Origin of the sequence: Streptomyces sp. NPDC005435 (assembly GCF_040703155.1) — a bacterium.
GTDB lineage: Bacteria > Actinomycetota > Actinomycetes > Streptomycetales > Streptomycetaceae > Streptomyces.
This window is the reverse complement of record NZ_JBEXEQ010000010.1, coordinates 54,168-73,122: the sequence shown is the minus strand read 5'-3', so window position 1 is coordinate 73,122 and position 18,955 is coordinate 54,168. Positions and strand designations below refer to the sequence as shown.

Below are 18,955 nucleotides of genomic sequence, written 5' to 3'. Positions count from 1 at the left end.
TCCCCCGCGCGGACGCCCTGTTCGCGTGGCAGGATGAACAACGAGTCATAGTGCAGCGGAAGTTGAGAAAGCGGGCCTTCGGGAGAGGGGAAACCTGTGACCGGATTCGGCAAGGGAATCCGCGGTGTCGAGGTGGCGCTGAAGTGGAACCCCAGTCCCGCGGGACGGCCGCCCTCCGACCTGGACCTCGTCGCCGCGGTCTTCACGGCGGACGACGCGTACGGGCAGGCCGCCCATCTGGTGCACTTCGACAGCCGTTCGCCGGACGGCACGATCTTCCTCAACCGGGACAGCCCGGACGGCAAGGGCTTCGGCTGGGACGAGGTCATGACCCTCGAACTCCACCGTCTCGACCGCCGCTACGCGCGCGTGGTGGTCGGCGTCGTCATCCGCCAGGAGGACGGCACCCTCACCTTCGGCCAGATCCTCGCCCCCGCCCTCCGCGTCCGCACCGGCTACACCGACCTCACCGAGGACGACTTCACCACCGTCCCCGACGCGACGGCGGCCACGGTCGCGGAGTTCGTCCGCGACGGCCTGGGCGAGTGGTCGTTCCGGGCGGGCGTCCATGGCTTCGCGGAGGACCCGACGACGTTCACGCGGCTGATGGGAAGGGTCCGGGAGGCCTGACGCAGGACTGCGGAGGTAAGGGGCACCGGCCATTGCCGTCGCCCCTTACCTCGCGTCATATCGCCTTGCCCGGCCCCGAATCGCCTGCGAAGATCGCCTCATGATCAAGCGAAAGGACGACCGGGCCCTCGTCCGGTGAGCCACTCCACTTCATGGGACCTGGGTGGCACCCTCAATGGCGGCCCCTCTCTACAGCCACGCCCTGACGGTCCGCCACGAGCAAGCGGCGCCCCCGCGCCCCCGGCCGCTTCCCAGGACAGCGTCGAAGCCGAGGCGCCACGCCAAGGATGCCGCCGCGCGCGCGGTCGCCGCCGCCACCCGTCTGATCCGTTCCGGTGCGGAGCGCTCGGTGGCCTCCGTCCTGGACACGCAACTGCGGCGCATGGTGTGGCGCGAGCATGGGCGCGCCGTCGAAGCCATGCTGCGCGCACGGTCCCTTCCGCCGGACCGTGTACGCCAGTTGGGCCGCTGGTTCGCGACACATGGCGAGCACCCCAACGCCGTCCGGTTCGGAATTCTGCTGCTGGGCATGGCCGGGACCGACGACGACGCCGGCGTGCTGACGACGCTGGGTGTCTTCTGGGCGTTCTCCACCGCGTGCTGTGCGGCTCTGACGCGTTCCCAGACCGACCCTCATCGGGCTCTCTTCGACCTGGCCCGGCGGGCGGAAGGCTGGGCCCGCGTCGACGCCGTCCGCGGACTCGAAGGAGCCTCCGACCCCGCGATCAAGGAGTGGCTGATCCGTGAGTCGTGCACGGGCGACGTACTGGACAGCTACTTCGCGCTGACCGCCGCACGAGTCGGCGATCTCGCCGGCGCCCTGGCCCGGGGCACACCGGCCGAGGCCGCCATGGACGGCGCCGGCAGACTTCTGCAGGCGCTCACCGACGTGGACGGACCAGGACCGGCACTCGCCTCGTACGACGACGCGCCGCAGGCGCTGAACGGCTACCTCCACCGGTCCACGGCGGGAGGCGTCACGCTGCGGCGCGTGTGGACCCTCCTGTCGATCCACCGATATCTGCAGACCTACGTGGGCACGGCAGGCCGCGAGCAGCCCGAGTGGCGGCACCTGCGGCACCGTTACGCGCGCCTCATCGCCGATCCGGCGACACGGCAAGTCGTCCTGGACGGCCTCGCCGGCGACGCCCCGGCCACTGTGCGTCTCGCGGCATGGGCCGCACAGCGGATGGACATCCCCATACGCCCGGCACTGCTGCGGGGTGTGGAGTCGGCTCCGTACGACGGCACGATGTGGTTCCTGCTCGTCGACGGGTGCCCGGGCGAGGACATCGCGGCGGTCGTCGCGGCGGCGGTACGCCTGCTGCCCCTCCAGGACCTCCGCACCGGCCCGACGCCCGCGACCGGCCTCGGCGAGAAGGACGGGACCGACGGCCTCCTCGACATGATCGTGAGCCGGCTGGACGCGCACCCCGGCCACGGCTGGGAGTTGCTGGAAACCGCCCTGGACAACCGCACGAGCCGGAACCGCCGTATGGCGCTCAGGGCGATCCGGGCGTGGCCGGCCGACGCGCTGCCCCCGCAGGCCCGCGGGATCCTCCTGGCCGCGGCCGAGAAAGAGCCCCTTCCCGAGCTGAGGGCGGAGATGGAGAGCGAAGCCGCACGCCTGTGAACTGCGGCCTTTGGTGACCGCCGGGCGGAGAAACATCGTGGGGCGGAGAAACACCGTGGGGCGGGGAAACCTCGATGAAGGTTTCCCCGCCCCGCGGCTCAGTCGGTGCCCCTCAGGGCGTCACCGATCAGCTGCAGCCGCTGGTCGAGCCGCAGCCCTCGCAGATGTAGCAGGAGCCGGCCCGCTGCATCTTCGTGCCGCAGGAGAAGCAGAGCGGGGCGTCGGCCTGGATGCCCAGCTGCATCTCGACGAGCTCGGCGCTGGTGTGGGCCTGCTTGGGAGCGGGCTTGACCGACTCGGCCTCGGCCTTGGGGGTCGCGACTGCCTTCAGCTCGGTCTGGCGCGGGGCGGACTGGGCCAGACCCTCGACGTCGACCTCGTCGTCGGCCGGCTCGTAGGAGCCGGTCTCCAGGTGACGCTGACGCTCCTCGGCGGAGTGGATGCCGAGCGCGGAGCGGGTCTCGAAGGGCAGGAAGTCCAGCGCCAGGCGGCGGAAGATGTAGTCGACGATCGACTGCGCCATCCGCACGTCCGGGTCGTCCGTCATACCGGCCGGCTCGAAGCGCATGTTGGTGAACTTCGAGACGTAGGTCTCCAGCGGCACGCCGTACTGGAGGCCGACCGAGACGGCGATGGAGAAGGCGTCCATCATGCCCGCGAGCGTCGAGCCCTGCTTGGACATCTTCAGGAAGACCTCGCCGAGACCGTCGTCCGGGTAGGAGTTGGCGGTCATGTAGCCCTCGGCGCCGCCGACCGTGAAGGAGGTGGTGATGCCGGGACGGCCCTTGGGCAGGCGCTTGCGGACCGGGCGGTACTCGACGACCTTCTCGACCGTCTCGCGGATGGTCGCCTCGGCCTTCGCGGTCACCTCGGCCTTCTCGTCCTCCTTCTTCTTGGCGGAGAGCGGCTGGCCGACCTTGCAGTTGTCGCGGTAGATCGCGAGCGCCTTGACGCCGAGCTTCCAGGCCTCGAAGTAGATCTCCTCGACCTCCTCGACGGTCGCCGTCTCCGGCATGTTGACCGTCTTGGAGATGGCGCCGGAGATCCACGGCTGGATCGCGGCCATCATGCGGACGTGGCCCATCGGGGAGATGGCGCGCTCGCCCATGGCGCAGTCGAAGACCTCGTAGTGCTCGGCCTTGAGACCGGGGGCGTCGATCACATTGCCGTGCTCGGCGATGTGGGCGACGATCGCCTCAATCTGCTCCTCCTGGTAGCCCAGGCGGCGCAGGGCCTGCGGGACCGTGCCGTTGACGATCTGCATCGAGCCGCCGCCGACGAGCTTCTTGAACTTGACCAGCGCGAGGTCGGGCTCCACACCGGTGGTGTCGCAGGACATCGCCAGACCGATGGTGCCGGTCGGGGCGAGCACGGACGCCTGGGAGTTACGGAAACCGTTCTGCTCGCCGAGGCGCACGACGTCCTGCCAAGCCTCCGTGGCGGCGGCCCACACCGGGTTGTCCAGGTCGTCCATGCGGATGGCCGTGGCGTTGGCGTCGGCGTGCTGCTTCATGACGCGCTTGTGGGCGTCGGCGTTGCGGGCGTAGCCGTCGTACGGGCCGACGATCGCGGCCAGTTCGGCGGAGCGGCGGTAGGCGGTGCCCGTCATCAGGGAGGTGATGGCGGCGGCGAGCGTGCGGCCGCCCTCGGAGTCGTACGCGTGGCCGGTGGCCATCAGCAGGGCGCCGAGGTTGGCGTAGCCGATGCCGAGCTGGCGGAAGGCGCGGGTGTTCTCACCGATCTTCTCGGTGGGGAAGTCCGCGAAGCAGATCGAGATGTCCATCGCGGTGATGACCAGCTCGACGACCTTCTGGAAGCGCTCGCTCTCGAAGGACTGGTTGCCCTTGCCGTCGTCCTTGAGGAACTTCATCAGGTTCAGCGAGGCGAGGTTGCAGGACGTGTTGTCCAGGTGCATGTACTCGCTGCACGGGTTCGACGCGGTGATCCGGCCGGACTCGGGGCAGGTGTGCCAGTGGTTGATCTGGTCGTCGTACTGGATGCCCGGGTCGGCGCAGGCCCAGGCCGCCTCCGCGATCTTGCGGAAGAGCGACTTGGCATCGACCTTCTCGATGACTTCACCGGTCATACGGGCACGCAGGCCGAAGTCGGTGCCGGCCTCGACCGCGTTCATGAACTCGTCGTTCACGCGGACGGAGTTGTTGGCGTTCTGGTACTGGACGGACGTGATGTCGTCGCCGCCCAGGTCCATGTCGAAGCCCGCGTCGCGCAGGACGCGGATCTTCTCCTCCTCGCTGACCTTCGTCTGGATGAAGTCCTCGATGTCGGGGTGGTCGACGTCGAGAACGACCATCTTGGCCGCGCGGCGGGTGGCGCCACCGGACTTGATGGTGCCGGCGGAGGCGTCGGCACCGCGCATGAAGGAGACCGGGCCGGAGGCGTTGCCGCCGGAGGAGAGCAGCTCCTTGGAGGAGCGGATGCGGGACAGGTTCAGACCGGCGCCCGAACCGCCCTTGAAGATCATGCCCTCTTCCTTGTACCAGTCGAGGATCGACTCCATGGAGTCGTCGACGGACAGGATGAAGCAGGCGGAGACCTGCTGGGGCTGCGGCGTGCCGACGTTGAACCAGACCGGGCTGTTGAAGCTGAAGATCTGGTGCAGGAGGGCGTAGGCCAGCTCGTGCTCGAAGATCTCGGCGTCGGCGGGCGTGGCGAAGTACGTGTAGTCCTCGCCGGCCTTGCGGTACGTCTTCACGATGCGGTCGATCAGCTGCTTGAGGCTGACCTCGCGCTGCGGGGTGCCGACGGCACCGCGGAAGTACTTGCTGGTGACGATGTTGACCGCGTTCACCGACCAGAAGTCGGGGAACTCGACGCCACGCTGCTCGAAGTTGACCGAGCCGTCGCGCCAGTTGGTCATGACGACGTCGCGATGCGCCCACTCGACCTCGTCGTACGGGTGCACGCCGGGGGTCGTGTGGATGCGCTCGATGCGCAGTCCCTTGGTGGCCTTGGTGCCCTTCGCCCGGGAACCTCGTGCCGGACCGCTCGCCGTCTCTGTCATGCCGCCTCCCTGTCGGGCAAAACGCCCTGAAGTGCCCCGATGTTCCCAGGGCACGTGTTGTGTCTTGCGTCGCGGGCACCATCGGCGCCACCCGCGACGGGTCTTGGTGAGCCGCCCTCCGGCCGGACTCCGGGACTGCTCCCGTCTTCCGGCCGGCCGGTCATTCGGCGGCGTGCGCGGGCACCGGAACCTGAGCGGTTCCCGGCTGCCCGGCTTGGTCCTCCTGGCGCCCCGCTTCCGCGTCCTCGCCGTCCGCGGCGGGGCCGCGCGTCGTCTCCCTCAGCTCCGCGATCGCGGCCTCGAAGTCCTCCAGCGAGTCGAACGCCCGGTAGACGGAGGCGAATCGCAGGTAGGCGACGAGGTCGAGCTCCTGCAGCGGACCGAGTATGGCCAGCCCCACGTCGTGGGTGGTCAGCTCGGCGCTTCCGGTGGCCCGTACCGCCTCCTCGACCCGCTGCCCGAGCTGGGCGAGCGCGTCCTCGGTGACCGGCCGTCCCTGGCACGCCTTGCGCACACCATTGATGACCTTGGTACGGCTGAACGGCTCGGTGACTCCGGACCGCTTGACCACCATGAGCGAGCACGTCTCCACGGTCGTGAAACGACGGGAGCAGTCAGGGCACTGGCGGCGCCGGCGGATCGACGTGCCGTCGTCGGTCGTACGACTGTCGACCACACGGCTGTCGGGGTGCCTGCAGAAGGGGCAGTGCATGATCTCCAACCCTCCTCACAGCAGACTCAATGGCCTCGCCGGACCTCAGGAGCCCCGCGAAGCAGCACCTAAGCATAGGCGATCGCGGAGGTGCGGAAGACCCCTGGACCGGCGACGAACACAACTTGTGGGTATCTGTAGCCATCCAACCACTACATGTGGGGATCACCTCGAACACCGAGGCAAGGGCGCGTGTCGCCGTGAAACAGCGGGTGCGAGGCGGGGCGCGGGGCGGTGCCGGCCGGACACGCGGGGCTCATGGGTGCCGCGGGAAGGCGCCCGGGACTACGTTGGACGTCACCTGGAACTCCGCCCGCGAGGGAGCCGGATTCACCCGGGACGGGGCCCCGGGAGGGGTTCGGCCCGAGAGCTCCACAGGGGTCCGACATCACCCGGAAGCCGCCGAAGAATCCCCGGATGGCACACTGGGCGACGCGCGCGAGTCCGCCCGCACGGTGGTGAAGAGTACAGCAATGGGCATTTTGCCCACCGTGGGCCGCGTGAGCCATACACCTGGACACTTGATCACGTCAGGCGAATCGCGCTTTTTCACTCGAACGTGTGTTTGGCGCAACCTTTCGAAAGCAACTACCGTTGAGCAGCAGGGAGACCATCGAGAGGGGCCGACGTGACCACCACCGCCGACAGTGCCACCATCACTGCCCAGGGCCGAGCCGACGGCCGGCCCGAGCCGGTGCACGCGATGAACGAAGCCACGAATCCCGAGGGACACAAGCGCTCCCTGCCGGGCCGACCTCCAGGCATCCGCGCGGACAGCTCCGGACTCACCGACCGGCAGCGCCGGGTGATCGAGGTCATCAGGGACTCGGTGCAGCGGCGGGGCTACCCGCCGTCCATGCGCGAGATCGGCCAGGCCGTCGGCCTCTCCAGCACCTCCTCGGTCGCGCACCAGCTGATGGCCCTGGAGCGCAAGGGCTTCCTGCGCCGCGATCCGCACCGCCCGCGCGCCTACGAGGTGCGCGGATCGGACCAGGCCGTGACCGTCCAGCCCACCGACACGGCGGGCAAGCCGGCCGCGTCGTACGTCCCGCTGGTCGGCCGCATCGCGGCGGGCGGCCCGATCCTCGCCGAGGAGTCGGTCGAGGACGTCTTCCCGCTGCCCCGGCAGCTGGTCGGTGACGGCGAGCTGTTCGTGCTCAAGGTCGTCGGCGACTCCATGATCGAGGCCGCGATCTGTGACGGCGACTGGGTCGCCGTGCGCCGCCAGCCCGTCGCGGAGAACGGCGACATCGTGGCCGCCATGCTCGACGGCGAGGCCACGGTCAAGCGCTTCAAGCGCGAGGACGGCCATGTCTGGCTCCTCCCGCACAACGCCGCCTACGAGCCGATCCCCGGCGACGACGCGACGATCCTGGGCAAGGTCGTCGCGGTGCTCCGCCGCGTGTGACACCCGCGCGGCGGACCGGGCCCTGGCAGCCCGTCCCCTGACCGGGCCCCGGAACCCCTGCGCCGGTTCCGGGGCCCCTGCCTTTCCCGCTGTTCCCCCGCGTCCGCTGCCCCCGCGCCTACTCGCCTTCCGTCTGCTTCGCCGCCGCGTCGATCGCCGCGAGCGACTTGCGGACCTGGTTACGGTCCGTGGTGTACCAGAACTCGGGCAGTGAGGCCTTCAGATACTGGCCGTACCGCGCCGTGGCCAGGCGCTGGTCCAGCACCGCGACCACACCCCGGTCGCCGGTGGCCCGTACGAGGCGGCCCGCGCCCTGCGCCATGAGCAGGGCGGCGTGGGTGGCGGCGACCGCCATGAAGCCGTTGCCGCCCCCGTCCTCCACCGCCTTCTGGCGGGCGCTCATCAGCGGGTCGTCGGGGCGCGGGAACGGGATCTTGTCCATGACGACCAGCTGACAGCTCGGCCCCGGCACATCGACGCCCTGCCACAGGGACAGCGTGCCGAAGAGACAGGTCTTCGGGTCGGCCGCGAAGTTCTTGATCAGCTCGCCGAGCGTCTCCTCGCCCTGGAGCAGGATCGGGAACTCGGGGATGCGGGTGCGCAGCTCCTCGGCGGCGAGCTGGGCGGCCCGCATGGAGGAGAAGAGGCCGAGCGTACGGCCGCCCGCGGCCTGAATCAGCTCGGTCAGTTCGTCGAGCATGTCGGCGCGGTCGCCGTCCCGCGCGGGGCGGGAGAGGTGCTTGGCGACATAGAGGATGCCCTGCTTGGGGTAGTCGAACGGCGAGCCGACATCCAGCCCCTTCCACTGGGGCAGATCCTCGCCCTCCTGCCCCTCGGGGGCGAGGCCGAGGGAGGCGCCGACGCCGTTGAAGTCGCCGCCCAGCTTGAGGGTCGCCGAGGCGAGGACGACGCTGCGGTCCGCGAAGAGCTTCTCCCTGAGCAGGCCGGAGACCGACATGGGGGCGACGCGCAGGGAGGCTCCGAAGCGGTCGTGGCGTTCGTACCAGACGACGTCCCACTCCGAGCCGTTCAGCACACGCTCGGCCACGCCGTGCACCGTCTCCACGGCGGCCAGTGCCTGCTTGCGGACCGCGTCCTCGTCCTGGACCGACTTGTCGCGGGTCGAGCCGAGCGCGGTGATGACCGTGCGGGCGGCGTCGCGCAGCGCGGCCAGGGCGTAGCCGAGGTCTTCGGGGATCTCCTCCAGGCGGCCGGGCAGGGCCAGCTCCATCAGCCGCTCGAAGCCCTCGGCGGCGGTCTGGAGCTGGTCGGCGGCCTTCTCGTTGACGAGCTTCGCGGCCCGGCGGACGGCACGGTTGACCTGGCCCGGCGTGAGTTCGCCGGTGGCGACGCCGGTGACGCGGGAGACGAGCTCGTGCGCCTCGTCCACGATCAGCACCTCGTGCTGGGGCAGCACCGGGGCGCCCTCGATGGCGTCGATCGCGAGAAGGGCGTGGTTGGTCACGACGACGTCGGCCAGCTTGGCGCGCTCCCGGGCCATCTCCGCGAAGCACTCGGCACCGTAGGCGCACTTGGTCGCGCCCAGGCACTCCCGCGAGGACACGGACACCTGGGCCCAGGCGCGGTCGGAGACGCCGGGGGTGAGGTCGTCGCGGTCGCCGTTCTTCGTCTCGTCCGACCAGTCGCGCAGGCGGAGGAGGTCCTGGCCCAGCTTGCTGCTGGGGGCGGCCGCCTCGAACTGGTCGAAGAGGCCGTCCTCCTCGTCCTGCGGCATCCCCTCGTGCAGCCGGTGCAGGCAGAGATAGTTCGACCGGCCCTTGAGCATGGCGAACTCCGGGCGGCGGCGCAGCAGCGGGTGCAGGGCGTCCACGGTGCGCGGCAGGTCGCGCTCGACCAGCTGGCGCTGGAGCGCGAGCGTGGCCGTGGCGACGACGACACGCTCCCCGTGTGCGAGCGCGGGCACGAGATAGCCGAGCGACTTTCCGGTGCCGGTGCCGGCCTGGACCAGCAGATGGGATCCGTCGTCGATCGTTTCCGCGACCGCTTCGGCCATCGCGACCTGGCCGGGGCGCTCCGTGCCGCCGACGGCGGCGACGGCGGCATGGAGGAGTTCGGGGAGTGAGGGCTTCGTCATAGCCCGACCACCCTACGGCCCCCGACTGACAATCGGGCGGCCGAGCGGGGGACGGAGGCAGGGGGTGCGATCACCATGTTTTCCCGGGCGAACTTTCTCGGATCTTTTTTCGAAGGGGCGGAACTCGCGCGCGCCGCCGAACGTACAACAGGTGACGGGCCGACGACCCTGCGTCACGGCAGTAGGGGATGAGGCCGGTCACGGATCATGAGGGCGGCCCGCTTGCCGGGCAGGTCGACCTCGGCGGCGCGCCGGAATCCGGCGCTCAGGAAGGCGGCCACGGAGGGGGTGTTGCGCATGTCCGGTTCCGCGACGACGCGGGTGCACAGGGGACGGCGGTCCAGGATCAGGCCGGCGACGGCCGTGAGCAGGACCGAGCCCAGCCCGCGCCCGCGGCGGGAGGCGTCGCCGATCAGCAGGTGGATACCCGTGTCGTGAGGGCGGGCCGGGTAGTGCCGGGCCAGGGGGTCCAGGTCCGCCCGGTAGATCTCCCAGTAGCCGACGGGTGTGCCGTCCAGGACGCCCAGACACGGTGCGCTGCGTCCGTCGCCGTCGAGCTGCGCCCGCAGATGGCTCTCGGTGACGCTCAGGGGGCCAGCCAGCTCCCAGAAGGCGGCCACCGCCGGGTCGTTCATCCAGCGGTGGAGGAGCGCGAGGTCCCGGTCCGGGCGTACCGGGACCAGCTCGAACCGGCCCACCACCGTGGCGACCGCTCCCCAGGTGGCCGGGGCGTCGAGCGGGTCGCCGTCCGCCAGGAGCGGCCCCGGTCTGCGCGTGACGGCGAACTCGCTTGTGGGAAACACCGGTTGCTCCGCTCGGGAAGGAGGGCGACTCAGGAAGGAAGGGGAGGTGCCTCGGAAAGCAACGGCTCCTCGGGAAGGGACGGGTCCTCAGGAATGGAGGGGATTGGCGATGGTGACGTAGACGGACTGCGTGTCGACCGGGCCGACCAGTTCGTCCAGGCCGTGCAGCCGGGTCAGCAGATTGGCCTTGCAGCGCAGGACGGGTGAGTCGAGGAGGTGGCCGGGCAGGGAGCTGCGCAGTGCGGCGGGTCCCGAGGCGGCGGCGCCGAGGAAGCGGCGGAAGGCGGCGAGCAGGAGGTGCTCGTCGGCCAGGCGCTGCGAGCCGAACGCGCCGATCAGACCGAGCACGTTGTTGATGGCGAGGTAGTAGGCGAAGCGTTCGTCGGTGACCTCGTCGGAGACGAAGGTGTCGCTGTGCTCACCGATTCCCGGCAGCCGGGCGTCGAGGTCGGCGCGGTGGGACTCGCGGAAGTAGTAGCCCTGGTTGTCGCGGTAGCGGCCACCGGCGGGCCAGCCGTCCCGGTCGAGCAGCAGCAGGGTGTTCTGCTGGTGGGCCTCCAGGGCGATCCCGGCCTCGCTGTCGAGCCACAGCACGGGCCGGACGACCTGTTCGAGATAGCGCAGGAACCACTCCGCGGCGACGGCTCCCACAGGGCGGCCGGTGCGGCCGGCGAGGCGGGCGACGAGCCGGGCCAGCCGGGAGCGCAGCGGCCAGGGGTCCTGGGCGGGTGCGGCGTCGGTGCCCGGGGCGGCGAGCGGGCGCGGGGAGACCAGTCCGGCGACGCAGTTCACGTCGTCGGCCGGGAGGAAGGGGTTGTGCCGGATCATCACGTCCAGGCCGGGCAGCGGCTGTCCGTCCGGGCCGTCCACGGCGAGCCAGGCCGGGTCGCGGACGATGTCGAAGGAGGGGTGCGCGGCGCGCCACTGCTCGGACAGGCCGGTGCGCAGCAGGCGGTGCACCTCGACGCCCCGGTGCAGTTCCTTGCGCAGGTTCTCGCGGCGGGAGTTGGTGATGCGCAGGCCGAGCGAGAGCTTGAGCATCGCGGGAGCGCCGGAGCGGTGGACGGTGCGTACGGAGGAGGTGGGATGCCAGTCGGGGCCCAGGGGGCCGAGTTCGCACAGCAGGCCGGCGTCGAGGAGCGCGGCGACGGCCGGGCGGTGCCGTAGTTCGCGGGCCTGCCAGGGGTGCAGGGGCAGGGCGGCGTAGTCCTCGGGGAGGGAGAGGTCGATTCCGGCGAGGCGCCGGGTGAGTTCGGCGGCGGTGACGGTCCGGCCGCGCTCGGTCCAGGCCGAGTCGGCGGCGAGGAGGGAGGGGGACACGGCCAGCCAGTGCAGCGGGAAGGAGCCGTGCGTCTCGGGGGCGTAGCGGCGGGCCTCGGATTCGGTCAGTCCCTCGCGGCTCTTGGGTGCCGGGTGCAGGGGGTGGCCGAGGAGCAGGGCCTGTTCGGCGCTGAGGAAAAGGTCGGGTCCGTCGGCAGGGTGTGCGCGGCGTGCGGTGAGGAAGGCGGCGGTGTTGCGCTGCGAGTCGGCGACCCGGGCGACGAGGTCGGCGCCGTCGCCGGTGGGCTGTTCGGGGCCGGAGGTGGTGCCGGCCGTCTCCCGGGAGAGCAGGGCGGCGAGGGTCACCGCGTCGACGGGTGGCGCCTGTTCGGGGGCGCCGTCGAGGCGGGGCGGTCCGAAGCGGTGCCAGCCGGCCGGGGACCAGTGGCGGACGGGCACGGTCAGGGCGGTGCCGCTGGCGGGCAGCGGGACGTGCAGCGTGCCGTCGTCCGGGGCGGCGATGCCCGTCTCGCGGACCCAGCAGCGCAGCAGGTTCTCGACGGTGGCCGCCTGCGCGGCGGTGAGCGGGTCCGGATGTTCCAGCGGATCGGCGCCGGACTCCCCCGGTCGCGCGGGGTCCGGGGCGCGCCGCTTCTGCGGCGGGACGGCCTCGGCGAGGGGAGCGGGCGCGGGCGGGGTGCCGGGGTCGAGCGGTTCGTCGGGGGTCTCGGAACGGCCGTCGGGTGCGGGTGTGGCGGTCAAGACGGCTCCTCGGGGCTGTGCGGGTGTGCGGGGTGGTTCGGGGTGGCTGTTTCGGTCAGGAGGGCAGGGATGAGGGAGTCGCGGCGCGCGGGTGGGGGCGCCCGGGTGCGGTCGCCTGTCCGTCGTACGGCCGGGTGGGCGCGACGGTGGTGGTGTCCGGGCCGGCGGGGACGGTCCGTTCGCCCCGCTTCGGTGGGCGGGACGGTCCGGCCGCGTCGGCTGTCCGGTGGGTCCGGGCCGCCGTGGTGGGCGGTGGTGTCCGGGCCGCGGTGGTCGGCCGTTGGTGCAGAACCGCTGCGGCGGGCCCCGGTGTTCGGGGTGCCGCAGTCGGTCGGCGCGTTCGGGTCGGAGCGCTCGGCCGGGGAGTTGGAGCCGTTGTCGCTAGCCGGTGCGTTCGGCCGGGATCGCGGGCCCTCGGAGCGGGGTGGTGTGGTCCGCGTGGTGGCGGGCCGCGGCCGTCACCGCGTCGGTGAGGCGGTCCAGGACGGCCGCCGCCTGCTCGTCGGTGATGGTCAGGGGTGGCAGCAGGCGTACGACGGCGTTGTGGCGTCCGCCGAGTTCCACGATCAGGCCGCGGTCGAGGCACTCCCGCTGGACGGCGCGAGCCAGTTCGGGGTCGGCCGGGTACGGGGCCGTCGTGGCGCGGGGTCCGCAGGAGCCGGCGCCCAGGGAGGCGCTCGGGCCCTCCGGGTTCACCAGTTCGACCCCGATCATCAGCCCGCGTCCCCGCACGTCCCCGACGCAGGGGAACCGGCTCTTCAGTTCGCCGAGCTGGGCCAGCATCCGGGCGCCGAGGTCGGCGGCGCGGTCGGCGAGGCCGTTCTCGCGGACGTAGGCCAGGGTGGCGGTGCCCGCGGCCATGGCGAGCTGGTTGCCGCGGAAGGTGCCCGCGTGGGCGCCGGGCCGCCAGACGTCGAGTTCCTCGCGGTAGACGACCACGGCCAGCGGGAGGCTGCCACCGATGGCCTTGGACAGGACCATCACGTCCGGGGTGATGCCGCTGTGGTCGACGGCCCAGAAGGCGCCGGTCCGGCCGACGCCGGTCTGGACCTCGTCGGCGATGAGGGGGACGGACCGCTCGGCGGTGATCCGGCGCATCCGGCGCAGCCAGTCGTCCGGGGCCGGGAGCACCCCGCCCTCGCCCTGGACGGGTTCGAGGATCATCCCGGCGGGCAGCGGCACCCCGGACTTGGGGTCGTCGAGGAGGGATTCGGTCCAGCGGGCGGAGAGTTCGGCGCCCTGCGCGCCGCCGACGCCGAACGGGCAGCGGTAGTCCTGCGGGTAGGGCAGCCGGGCGACCCGGACCTCGTCGGCGCCGCCGGAGACGGCGAGGGCGCCCGCGGTCATGCCGTGGTAGGCGCCGGTGAAGGTGAGGACGCCGGTGCGTCCGGTGGCGGCCCGGACCAGTTTGAGCGCGGCCTCAACCGCGTCGGTGCCCGCGGGCCCGCAGAACTGGACGCGGGCACGGCCGACCAGCCCGGGCGGCAGGGTGTGGAACAGCTCGGTGATGAACCGGTCCTTCACCGGGGTCGCCAGGTCCAGGACGGAGAGCGGGGCCCCCGAGTCCAGGACCTTGCGGATGGCTTCGAGGACCACCGGGTGGTTGTGGCCGAGGGCGAGCGCTCCGGCGCCGGAGAGGCAGTCCAGGTAGCGGCGGCCGTCGGCGCCCTCGATGGTCAGACCGCGCGCCCGCACCGGCACGATGGGCAGCGCGCGGGCATAGGTGCGGGCCGCCGACTCGCGCGCCGACTGGCGCCCGAGAATCCCCTCGTGCACGGCCGGGGCTTCCCCGTACGCGCCTTCAGCCTCCGACTCGGTCACGGCCACGGCTCGCTGTCCTCCCCGTTGTCCACAGGCGAGTGTGTTGGTCGGGGACCGGGCACCTGCCACGGGCTCCCAACCGCTACCAACCGCGCACCGGCCGCCGGGTTACGGGTTGCCTCAAGATCCTTGCCGTGACGTAACCGTTGCGGTTCCGTCGGAAGTCGCCCACGGGGACCGCATAGTGTGTGTTCCCGTTCCCGTTCGGTCCCGCCTTAGGCACGAACTCGCCCCGAGTCGACCGCCGATGACGGGCCGGAGCACCATGTTCCTTCACAGCAGGGGGAGTCACGACCATGCGATCCATACGTCCGTCGTCCATCGTTCGCCGGGGAGGGGGCGGCACCCGTCGAACGCTGGCGGCTGTCGCGCTGGCCTCCGCGCTCGCGCTGACGGCGACCGCCTGCGGAGGCGACGACAACGCGAGCGGTTCGCCGACGGCAGCGGCGGGCGCGGGCGATCTGGGCGACGGCAAGGTCAGGGTTCCGGGCGACCTCGGCAAGAAGCTGAGGGAGCACGGGATCGACATGGACAAGTGGAAGAACGGCGCCTGGAAGGACTGGGACCGGGACGACTGGCTGCGCGAGGCCAATGACTTCATCAACCCGATCATCAAGGGTCTGTGGGACCCCGACCGGATGCGCGACGCCGACGACCCGGCCAAGAGCGTCGGTGACGGCGACCTCTCCGGCGACGAGGGCGTGACGGACCCGACGCCGCAGCCGGTCGAGGCGCAGTCGGTGAAGGCGCCGTACCACGTCAACGCGGCCACCTCCGGCAAGGTGTTCTTCGACGCCCCCAAGGGCACGATGGTCTGCTCGGCGACGGTCGTGCAGGACCCGGCGCACCCCGGCAAGTCCAACCTCATCTGGACGGCCGGCCACTGTGTGCACGCGGGCAAGGACGGCGGCTGGTACCGCAACATCGCCTTCGTGCCGTCGTACAACAACCAGAGCCTGTCGCCCGCCGGGATGAAGACCGCCTCGCGCGCGGAGGTCGCGCCGTACGGGGTGTGGTGGGCCGACTCGGCGAAGACCTCGCAGCAGTGGATCGACGGCGGCGGTGAGACCGGCGGCAACGGTGCCTCGTACGACTTCGCGGTGATCCATGTGACGCCGGAGCAGGGCAGCGGCGGCAAGTCGCTGGAGGAGACGGTCGGCGGCGCGCTGCCGGTGGACTTCAACGCCCCCGCGGCCACGGACGTGCGGAGCCTGACGGCGAGCGGCTATCCGGCGGCGGCGCCGTTCAACGGGCAGCGGCTGTACCAGTGCACCGACAAGCCGGGCCGGCTGTCGATCGCCAAGGCGGACCCGACGATGTACCGCATCGGCTGCACCATGACGGGCGGTTCCTCCGGCGGCGGCTGGGTGGAGGCGGGTGCGGGCGGCGAGCCGACGCTGGTCTCCAACACCTCGATCGGCCCGGCCTCCTCGGGCTGGCTGGCCGGTCCCCGGCTCGGTGAGGTGGCCAAGGGCGTGTACGACTCGGTGAGCAAGGAGTTCGCCGGGAACTGAGCGGCGCGTGTACGACGAGGCCCCGCCGTCCCTTCCGTGAGGAAGAGGCGGCGGGGCCTCGTCGTGTGTGCCCCGGGCCGGGCCGCGGGTGCGTCAGGCCGTGGCCGCGGGCGTGTACGGCGCCAGCTCGGCGGCCAGCTCGGCGTGCACCCGGACCTTGAGCAGGGTGCCCTCGCCCGTGTGCTCCTCGGAGAGCACCTCGCCCTCGGTGTGGGCGCGGGCGACGAGCTTGCCGTGCGTGTACGGGACGAGCGCCTCGATCTCGACCGAGGGGCGGGGCAGCTCGTCGTCGATCAGCGTGAGCAGTTCCTCGATGCCCTGGCCGGTGCGTGCCGAGACGGCGATGGACCGCTTCTCGACGCGCAGCAGCCGCTGGAGGACCAGCGGGTCGGCCGCGTCCGCCTTGTTGATCACGACGACCTCGGGCACGTTGGTGGCGCCGACGTCCCGGATCACCTCGCGCACGGCGGCCAGCTGCTCCTCCGGGACGGGGTGCGAGCCGTCCACCACGTGCAGGATCAGGTCGGCGTCGCCGACCTCCTCCATGGTGGAGCGGAACGCCTCGACCAGGTGGTGGGGCAGGTGCCGGACGAAGCCCACGGTGTCGGCCAGCGTGTACAGCCGGCCGCTCGGGGTCTCCGCGCGGCGGACGGTCGGGTCCAGGGTCGCGAACAGCGCGTTCTCGACCAGGACGCCGGCGCCCGTGAGGCGGTTGAGCAGGGAGGACTTGCCCGCGTTGGTGTAGCCCGCGATGGCGACGGAGGGCACCTTGTTGCGCCGGCGCTCCTGCCGCTTGACCTCGCGGCCGGTCTTCATCTCCGCGATCTCCCGGCGCATCTTCGCCATCTTCTCGCGGATACGGCGCCGGTCCGTCTCGATCTTGGTCTCACCGGGACCACGCGTGGCGAGACCGCCGCGGCCGCCGCCCATCTGCCGGGAGAGCGACTGGCCCCAGCCGCGCAGCCTGGGCAGCATGTACTGCATCTGGGCCAGCGCGACCTGTGCCTTGCCCTCGCGGGACTTGGCGTGCTGGGCGAAGATGTCGAGGATCAGGGCCGTACGGTCGATGACCTTGACCTTGACGACGTCCTCCAGCTGGATGAGCTGGCCGGGGCTCAGCTCACCGTCGCAGATCACGGTGTCCGCGCCGGTCTCCTGCACGATGTCGCGCAGTTCGAGCGCCTTGCCGGAGCCGATGTAGGTGGCCGCGTCGGGCTTGTCGCGGCGCTGGATCACGCCGTCGAGCACGAGGGCGCCCGCCGTCTCCGCGAGGGCGGCCAGCTCCGCGAGGGAGTTGTCCGCGTCCGCGGCGGTGCCGGTGGTCCACACCCCGACGAGCACGACCCGCTCCAGACGGAGCTGCCGGTACTCGACCTCGGTGACGTCCTCCAGCTCGGTGGACAGTCCCGCGACCCGGCGCAGGGCCGCGCGCTCGGAGCGGTCGAACTGGTCGCCGTCCCGCGCACCGTCGATGTCGTGGCTCCAGGCGACGTCCTCTTCCATCAGGGCATCGGCCCGAAGCCCTTCGGGGTAGGCGTGCGCACGGCGCTTGGAGTCCTGGGAAGGGGAAGAAGAGGAGGTCATTGGGTCCTTACGTCGATGGGATGCGGTCCGGTCGCCGCAGTCGGCACCGGACATCAGGGACAACGTTCTGGTACCCCGGGAGATTCCCCGGGTACCGTGCCGCGCCGCCCGAAGATGTTCGCACGGCACGGCATGTCCCGTCACCGCGTTATCGCGGGGCCGGGAAGCGGGTCGGAACAGGGCCTGGGCTCAGGCGCCGCCCTTGGGGCCGCCGGCGCCCTTGGCCGGGGCCGGGGCGGCCGGTTTCCAGTCGGGGTGGCCGGGCATGGGCGGGGTCTTCGCGCCGTAGAGCCACTTCTGGAAGAAGCCGGTGAGGTCGCGGCCGCCGATCGCCGAGGCGAGCCGGACGAAGTCGGCGGTGCCGACGCTGGAGTCCCGGTTCTGCTGGACCCAGACCTTCTCCAGGCGCTCGAAGGCGGGGCGGCCGATCTCCTGGCGCAGGGCGTAGAGGACGAGCGCGGCGCCGTCGTAGATGTTGGGGCGGAAGATGCCGATCTTCTGGCCGGGGGCGGGCGGCTTGGGGCGTCCGGGCGGGCCGCCCGCCTCGCGCCAGCGGTCGGAGGCGCCGTAGGCGGCCTTCATCCGGTCCGCCATGGGGTGGTCCCCCTTCTCCTGCGCGTACAGCTCCTCGTACCAGGTGGCGTGCCCCTCGTTCAGCCACACGTCGGACCAGGTGCGGGGGCTGACACTGTCGCCGAACCACTGGTGGGACAGTTCGTGCACCATGACCGACTCGATGTACCACTTCGGGTAGGCGGGCTCGGTGAAGATGCCCTTCTCGAAGAGCGAGAGGGTCTGGGTCTCCAGCTCGAACCCGGTGCTGGCCTGCGCCATGAGCACGCCGTAGGTCTCGAAGGGGTAGGTGCCGACCTTGCTCTCCAGCCAGGCGATCTGGCCGGGCGTCTTGGCGAGCCAGGGTTCGAGGGTCTCGCGGTCGGCGGTGGGGACGACGTCGCGCACCGGCAGACCGTGCGGACCCTCGCGGTGGACGACCGTGGAGCGGCCGATGGACACCTGGGCGAGTTCGGTGGCCATGGGGTGCGCGGAGCGGTAGGCCCAGGTGGTGGTGCGGGCGCCCCGGGCGGTGCCGGTGGGCAGTCCGTTGGCGACGGCCGTGTAGCCGTTCGGCGCGGTGATCCGGAAGGTGAACATCGCCTTGTCGGACGGGTGGTCGTTGCACGGGAAGACCAGGTGCGCGGCGTCGGCCTGGTTGGCCATGGCGAGGCCGTCCTTGGTGCGCACCCAGCCGCCCTCCTGGCCCTTCGCGGCGACCGGGTCGCTGGTGTGCCGCACGGTGATCCGGGTCCAGCTGCCGAGCGGCAGCGGGTGGTCCGGCGTCACGACCAGGTCTTCCCCCGCGCCGGTGAACGCGGCCGGGTGGCCGTCGACCTGGACGGACTTCACGGTGCCGTGGGCGAAGTCGAGGTTGAGGCGGTCGAGCGTGGCGGTCGTCCGGGCCCGGATGGTGGTGACGGCGCTCAGCGGCTTGTCGTTGCGGCCGGAGTAGGTGAAGGCGAGGTCGTACGACGCCACGTCGTAGCCGGGGTTGCCCAGGGTCGGGTAGAGCCGGTCGCCAAGGCCCAGGGGCTCGGCGGGGGCTCCGGCGGCGACCAGGCAGACCGCGACGGCGGAGGCGAGCAGGCCCGCCCTGGAGCGGCGTGCGCGACGGAGGCCGGGGATCGGACGCGGGTGGAGGTTGAACGGCATGCCC

Annotated in this window: 12 protein-coding genes; 4 read left to right on the top strand and 8 right to left on the bottom strand. The window is 71.6% G+C overall.

Annotated features, from left to right (window positions below; genetic code table 11):
- The first annotated feature begins 96 nt into the window (after positions 1-96).
- Both AB0898_RS14595 and AB0898_RS14590 read left to right on the top strand, forming a co-directional pair.
- The gene (locus AB0898_RS14595) at positions 97-630 is read left to right on the top strand and encodes a TerD family protein (protein ID WP_366803258.1); all 534 of its coding nucleotides are present in this window, start codon (positions 97-99) and stop codon (positions 628-630) included.
- A gap of 175 nt (positions 631-805) precedes the next feature.
- A complete protein-coding gene (locus tag AB0898_RS14590; protein ID WP_366803257.1) occupies positions 806-2,263 on the top strand; it encodes a hypothetical protein in 1,458 nt (485 codons plus the stop codon).
- Between the two features lie 127 nt (positions 2,264-2,390).
- On the opposite strand, the gene AB0898_RS14585 is transcribed toward AB0898_RS14590, so the two are convergent.
- The gene (locus AB0898_RS14585; RefSeq protein ID WP_366803256.1) at positions 2,391-5,285 is read right to left on the bottom strand and encodes a vitamin B12-dependent ribonucleotide reductase; all 2,895 of its coding nucleotides are present in this window, start codon (positions 5,283-5,285) and stop codon (positions 2,391-2,393) included.
- A gap of 160 nt (positions 5,286-5,445) precedes the next feature.
- Complete coding sequence (gene nrdR, locus AB0898_RS14580) at positions 5,446-5,997, bottom strand: transcriptional regulator NrdR (RefSeq protein WP_366803255.1); 552 nt, start codon at positions 5,995-5,997, stop codon at positions 5,446-5,448.
- Between the two features lie 628 nt (positions 5,998-6,625).
- Here nrdR and lexA point away from each other — a divergent pair.
- On the top strand, positions 6,626-7,405 hold the full coding sequence (lexA, locus tag AB0898_RS14575) for a transcriptional repressor LexA (protein ID WP_366803254.1): 780 nt from the start codon (positions 6,626-6,628) through the stop codon (positions 7,403-7,405).
- Between the two features lie 118 nt (positions 7,406-7,523).
- On the opposite strand, the gene AB0898_RS14570 is transcribed toward lexA, so the two are convergent.
- The 4 genes from AB0898_RS14570 to AB0898_RS14555 all read right to left on the bottom strand — a co-directional run bounded on the left by AB0898_RS14570 (position 7,524) and on the right by AB0898_RS14555 (position 14,152).
- A complete protein-coding gene (locus AB0898_RS14570; protein ID WP_366803253.1) occupies positions 7,524-9,500 on the bottom strand; it encodes an ATP-dependent DNA helicase in 1,977 nt (658 codons plus the stop codon).
- A gap of 173 nt (positions 9,501-9,673) precedes the next feature.
- Complete coding sequence (locus tag AB0898_RS14565) at positions 9,674-10,303, bottom strand: GNAT family N-acetyltransferase (protein ID WP_407078343.1); 630 nt, start codon at positions 10,301-10,303, stop codon at positions 9,674-9,676.
- Between the two features lie 87 nt (positions 10,304-10,390).
- Positions 10,391-12,325 (bottom strand): IucA/IucC family protein, encoded by a 1,935-nt coding sequence (locus AB0898_RS14560; protein ID WP_366803252.1) that lies wholly within the window; start codon positions 12,323-12,325, stop codon positions 10,391-10,393.
- Between the two features lie 381 nt (positions 12,326-12,706).
- Complete coding sequence (locus AB0898_RS14555) at positions 12,707-14,152, bottom strand: diaminobutyrate--2-oxoglutarate transaminase family protein (RefSeq protein ID WP_366803251.1); 1,446 nt, start codon at positions 14,150-14,152, stop codon at positions 12,707-12,709.
- 290 nt (positions 14,153-14,442) lie between these two features.
- Between AB0898_RS14555 and AB0898_RS14550 the strand changes: the two genes are divergently transcribed.
- Positions 14,443-15,660 (top strand): hypothetical protein, encoded by a 1,218-nt coding sequence (locus tag AB0898_RS14550; protein WP_366803250.1) that lies wholly within the window; start codon positions 14,443-14,445, stop codon positions 15,658-15,660.
- A 93-nt stretch (positions 15,661-15,753) separates the two neighbouring features.
- On the opposite strand, the gene hflX is transcribed toward AB0898_RS14550, so the two are convergent.
- Both hflX and AB0898_RS14540 read right to left on the bottom strand, forming a co-directional pair.
- Positions 15,754-17,244 carry a GTPase HflX gene (gene hflX / locus AB0898_RS14545; protein WP_366803249.1) on the bottom strand — a complete coding sequence of 497 codons (1,491 nt, stop codon included), beginning with the start codon at positions 17,242-17,244 and terminating at the stop codon, positions 15,754-15,756.
- 189 nt (positions 17,245-17,433) lie between these two features.
- Positions 17,434-18,951 carry a M1 family metallopeptidase gene (locus tag AB0898_RS14540; RefSeq protein ID WP_366803248.1) on the bottom strand — a complete coding sequence of 506 codons (1,518 nt, stop codon included), beginning with the start codon at positions 18,949-18,951 and terminating at the stop codon, positions 17,434-17,436.
- Between the last annotated feature and the right edge of the window lie 4 nt (positions 18,952-18,955).